5 protein-coding genes are annotated in these 4,011 nt (G+C 44.5%); 1 reads left to right on the top strand and 4 read right to left on the bottom strand.

Annotation, left to right across the window (positions count from 1 at the left end; all coding sequences use genetic code 11):
* Window positions 1-204: 204 nt before the first annotated feature.
* Window positions 205-600 carry a VF530 family DNA-binding protein gene (locus MHN01_RS18900; RefSeq protein WP_239412769.1) on the bottom strand — a complete coding sequence of 132 codons (396 nt, stop codon included), beginning with the start codon at window positions 598-600 and terminating at the stop codon, window positions 205-207.
* 160 nt (window positions 601-760) lie between these two features.
* Window positions 761-952 (bottom strand): hypothetical protein, encoded by a 192-nt coding sequence (locus MHN01_RS18895; RefSeq protein ID WP_239412768.1) that lies wholly within the window; start codon window positions 950-952, stop codon window positions 761-763.
* 361 nt (window positions 953-1,313) lie between these two features.
* On the opposite strand from MHN01_RS18895, the gene MHN01_RS18890 reads away from it, so the two are divergent.
* A complete protein-coding gene (locus MHN01_RS18890; RefSeq protein ID WP_239412767.1) occupies window positions 1,314-2,627 on the top strand; it encodes a ferric reductase-like transmembrane domain-containing protein in 1,314 nt (437 codons plus the stop codon).
* 53 nt (window positions 2,628-2,680) lie between these two features.
* On the opposite strand, the gene MHN01_RS18885 is transcribed toward MHN01_RS18890, so the two are convergent.
* Together MHN01_RS18885 and MHN01_RS18880 are read right to left on the bottom strand one after the other, a co-directional pair.
* Window positions 2,681-3,046, bottom strand: coding sequence for a hypothetical protein (locus MHN01_RS18885; protein ID WP_239412766.1), 366 nt, complete (start codon window positions 3,044-3,046; stop codon window positions 2,681-2,683).
* Window positions 3,047-3,180: 134 nt separating this feature from the next.
* Window positions 3,181-4,011, bottom strand: an 831-nt coding sequence (locus tag MHN01_RS18880; RefSeq protein ID WP_255725354.1) for an MBOAT family O-acyltransferase, incomplete at its 5' end; no start/stop codon positions are given.

The following is a 4,011-nucleotide window of genomic DNA, read 5'->3' as shown; positions in this document are numbered from 1 at the left end:
GTTTTAAAGAAGCCAAGGTACGCGATAGCTTCAACCAGGCACTGGGCAATCTGTGCCAAAGCGGAGAATACAATAAACTGCTGAGTCGTTATGAAGTGAAGCTGAAAAGTACCGTGTGTGAGAACAATCGCTCTAGTGAGTGAGTACGAGGCAAGAAGGTTCGAGCTGGTACTCAAGGCCGAACCTTCAGAATGTGCTTTCTTCCTATCGGCGTCGAGGATGCTTGTGTGATGATCTGGCTTTATAGGCAGATGCCGCCTTTGCCTGAGAAAGCAAAATGGATTCAACAGTCAGCTCCATAGGCTCTCTTGGCACAATACCGACGGGGAAAGTACGCTTACGAGGTGGTAGATCGCGCTCTTCTGCGGTTGGCTTAGGCATTCGCTTGAAACGGGATAAATAAAACGCTTCTAATTTTTCACGGGCCCATTCTGTTTTACGAAGAAACTTCAGGCTGCCAGCAATGGTCGGGTTGGTATGGAAACAGTTAAAACGCATTGCTGTGTCGAGGATCTCCCAGCCGTAATGATCGACAAGCTCGGTCAGTAATGTTTCTAGTTTAAGGCCGTGTAGCGGGTTGTTTTGCTGTTCTTCTAGCATTGCTGTTCCTATGACAGATGTATATGGCGGGATCGGCGCACATTATACTGTTTACTAATGCTAAATAGATAGTGTTGTTTGTGGCTAGTTAAATGAGCGAACGCTTGAATGGCCTTGTAATTAGGCCATTCAATGCAATGATGGAAAAAGGCTGGTCATATTATTTATACGTCGCCTCAAGTTGTTGCTGTGCGATTTCAAGTTGAGTCAACAGCATTGAAGCATCGCTGATTCTGTTGTTGGTGATCGCTTTGCGAATTCTGCTCTGATAGCTCTTAACCCGGCTAATACACTGCTGACGTGAAAATGCGTCGCGTAGTCCGCTTGCTTGATCCATTAGTACTTGAGCCATAACCACCTCGCTGAGTAATGTTGATAAAATGCATAGTGTTAACTGTCTATGGTGATAGTTAATCACTTTTTGAGGCGCCGAATTTCAGGGAAATGTCAAAACTGACTGTTTTCAATGTAAAGAAGTGTAATTTTTAGTTGCATACTGATGCATCGCTAAATTGATAATTACTAGTGATCGCTAGAAAGTTTCATGTCCGTCTCAGCGTGGTTTATTCATGAAAGTAAGGAGGTTATGTAAATTGACGTAAACTAATTTGAAGCTAAGTAAAGTCGCTTATATAGCCGCAGAGAGTGGGTATTATATATCTCATAAATACCACGAATAATTGATTTCCACCTTCCTACTAGAAGCTGCCGCTATGTTGAAATTTACACTGATATTTGTACTGCTATGGTCTCCGGCCTTGTTGATGGGCTATGAAGAAATGGGAGACTTCTTTTTTTGGCGTCACCAGCTAACGATGCTGTCAGGCTTGATCGGGCTCGGCTATATGAGCCTTGCCGTACTGATTGCGGTCAGGTTCGATTGGGTTGAGCGCCAGTTAAATGGCCTGGATAAAGGTTATGCGCTGCATAAGAGGCTGGGAATAGGTGCGACGGTAGCTTTAGTGTTGCACTGGTTTTTTGTTCAAAGTGCCAAGTGGCTTGTGCAAGCGGGGCAATTAGTAAGACCAGAAAGAGGACGACCTGAAATAGAAGGGGTGAACTGGCATCATATTGCCAGTGAGATAGGAGAAATCGCGTTCTATGTCTTCTTGCTCTTTAGTATCATCAGTTTGGTTCAGGCTATTAGCTATAAACGGTTTAAGTTCACTCATAAAATAGGTGGATTGCTGGTCATCGCTGGTGTTATTCATACCGCTTTGCTGCTTGATTGGAATAGCCAGTCAATAATGATGAATGTCGCAATTGCCGGGATATCCGTTGCTGGCGTTTGGTGTAGTTTATTATCGTTAACAGGAAAGATTGGCGCGAGTAATAAATCACCAGGAGAGGTGGTGTCAGTTGAGCGATTTAATAATGATGGGGAAAGTAATAGCGTAATTCGTCTTGGAATTAAATTAGATTCCTCTATTGAATATCAAGAAGGTCAATTCGCTTATTTAAATTTTCATGATGGCGAAGCACCGCATCCTTTCTCCATTCTCAATTACAATGAGAAAACCCAGCTCATTGAATTTGGTATCAAAGACTTAGGTGATTATACCCATCAAATGGTTAATCAATTAACGGTAGGCTCAAAAGTGACGGTTGAAGGGGGGTATGGGTGTTTTCAGATACCGGAGCAAGCAACGCAAGTTTGGATTGGAGCTGGTATAGGTATTGTTCCTTTTATTTCCAGGTTGTATTGGTTAGCGCGAAAAGCCAATCAAGAACATGTTCAATATAAGAAAATTCATCTCTTTTACTGTGTCAATTCGAGAAAGGAAGCGTTCTTTGAAAAGGAAATCCTCTCGATATTAATGAGCCTAGATTTCATTGAACTTGAAGTGCTTGATGCTGATAAAGGGGAGTTCCTAAGTGCAGAGATGATACTATATATAACCAATAGTAAGGAGTTTGATGTTAGCTTCTGTGGGCCTGCAGCATTCGGTGAGATATTGAGTACAGGATTAGCTGCTGAAGGATTAGGGAGAGAGCGTTTTCATTCCGAAATTTTCAAAATGCGCTAATTGATATTTAACCCCAAACCGTCTTAAGGCGGTTTGGGGTTCCTCGTATCGGCTTACGCAGAAGGCATCAGCAGCTGACCAAGATAGCGGACCACATGGGCAGCATCTTGAGCGGCGTTGTTTACTTTGGCAATGATCGCTTGCGCGCGCTCATCATCATCTTTCAGGCTTGCCTTAACTTTCTCGTTCATGGCTTCGGCCATTTCGAGTTTCTGCTTGCAGTCTTGGAATAGTGCAGATAGGAAGGTCAATTCTACTTCACCACCCTCGGTAAACACGTTAGCCGCAATGCTATAGACAGTGTGAAACTTCGTTGCCATGTCTTTCTTGTTTCCCTGGCCTTCTTTTGCCCAGTCTGCAGCCCAACCTTTGAAGATGACTGCGATTTGTGGGTTAGGAGCGATGTTTACTTGTTGCATTGGGTGTATGTCCTTGGGGATTGGAAGAAAGAGAATAGTAAATGAGTGAAAGGGGAGTTTAAAGCCATAACATTTACTCATGTGTCCGGCTGGACAAAAAGTAAACGTTTATGGCTTTGGCTGGTAGTTGTTGTTTAAAACTGGAAATAGATAAAGGCGGCCTGATCGGAGCCCAATGCTGCCATCAGGTAGATGAACACAACGGTGATAGTGGCATAGCCGTACTCTGGGATCCTTACGGCGGATTTCATTAGCTGATCACGCCAGCGAATTGGCGTGAAGTGAAGTAAAGCCGCTAACAGAAGGGCTAAGCCAGCAATCGGGGCCATCGGCAAGCCAGTGCTTGTGGTAGTGACGATAGTTTCAAGATAGTGCCAGCTTGCTTCAAGATCGTCGGCTCTGAACAACAGGCGGGTCAGGGTGATGATGGTAAAAACCTGAAGAATGCGTATAACCAGCGAAATACCACGAAATACCACCGGAGGCAGCCCCTGTTGTTCCCTCATGCGACTGCGGTAGTGTTCGATACCGACAAGACTGCCGTGGATTACCCCGTATAATACAAAGTTCCAGCCTGCGCCGTGCCAGATACCGATGGCGACAAACACAATCAGTAAGTTGAAATAGATATTGCTCCAGCGCCAGTTTTTGATGGCTTCGTACAAGTAATCTCTAAAGAACGAGGACATGGTGATGTGCCACCGTTGCCAGAAATTAGCCACACTGGTTGCCATGTAGGGGCGATTGAAATTGATGGGTAATCTAAAGCCCATCATTTTAGCTACCCCGATGGCAATATCGGTGTAGCCACTAAGATCCATATACACCTGAAAACTGTAGGCAAATAACGCAATGACAAGAAAGAGCGAGGAAAAGCCGGATGGATTGCCAAAAGCCGGATCTACGATGTGCAGCGCGAGTATGTCTGCAATCATGATTTTCTTGATGAGCCCACGGATGATCAG

Source organism: Photobacterium sp. OFAV2-7 (assembly GCF_022347985.1).
In the GTDB taxonomy this organism is placed as follows: domain Bacteria; phylum Pseudomonadota; class Gammaproteobacteria; order Enterobacterales; family Vibrionaceae; genus Photobacterium.
Note: the sequence above shows the minus strand (reverse complement) of the source record. Positions and strands in the feature narration are given on the sequence as shown.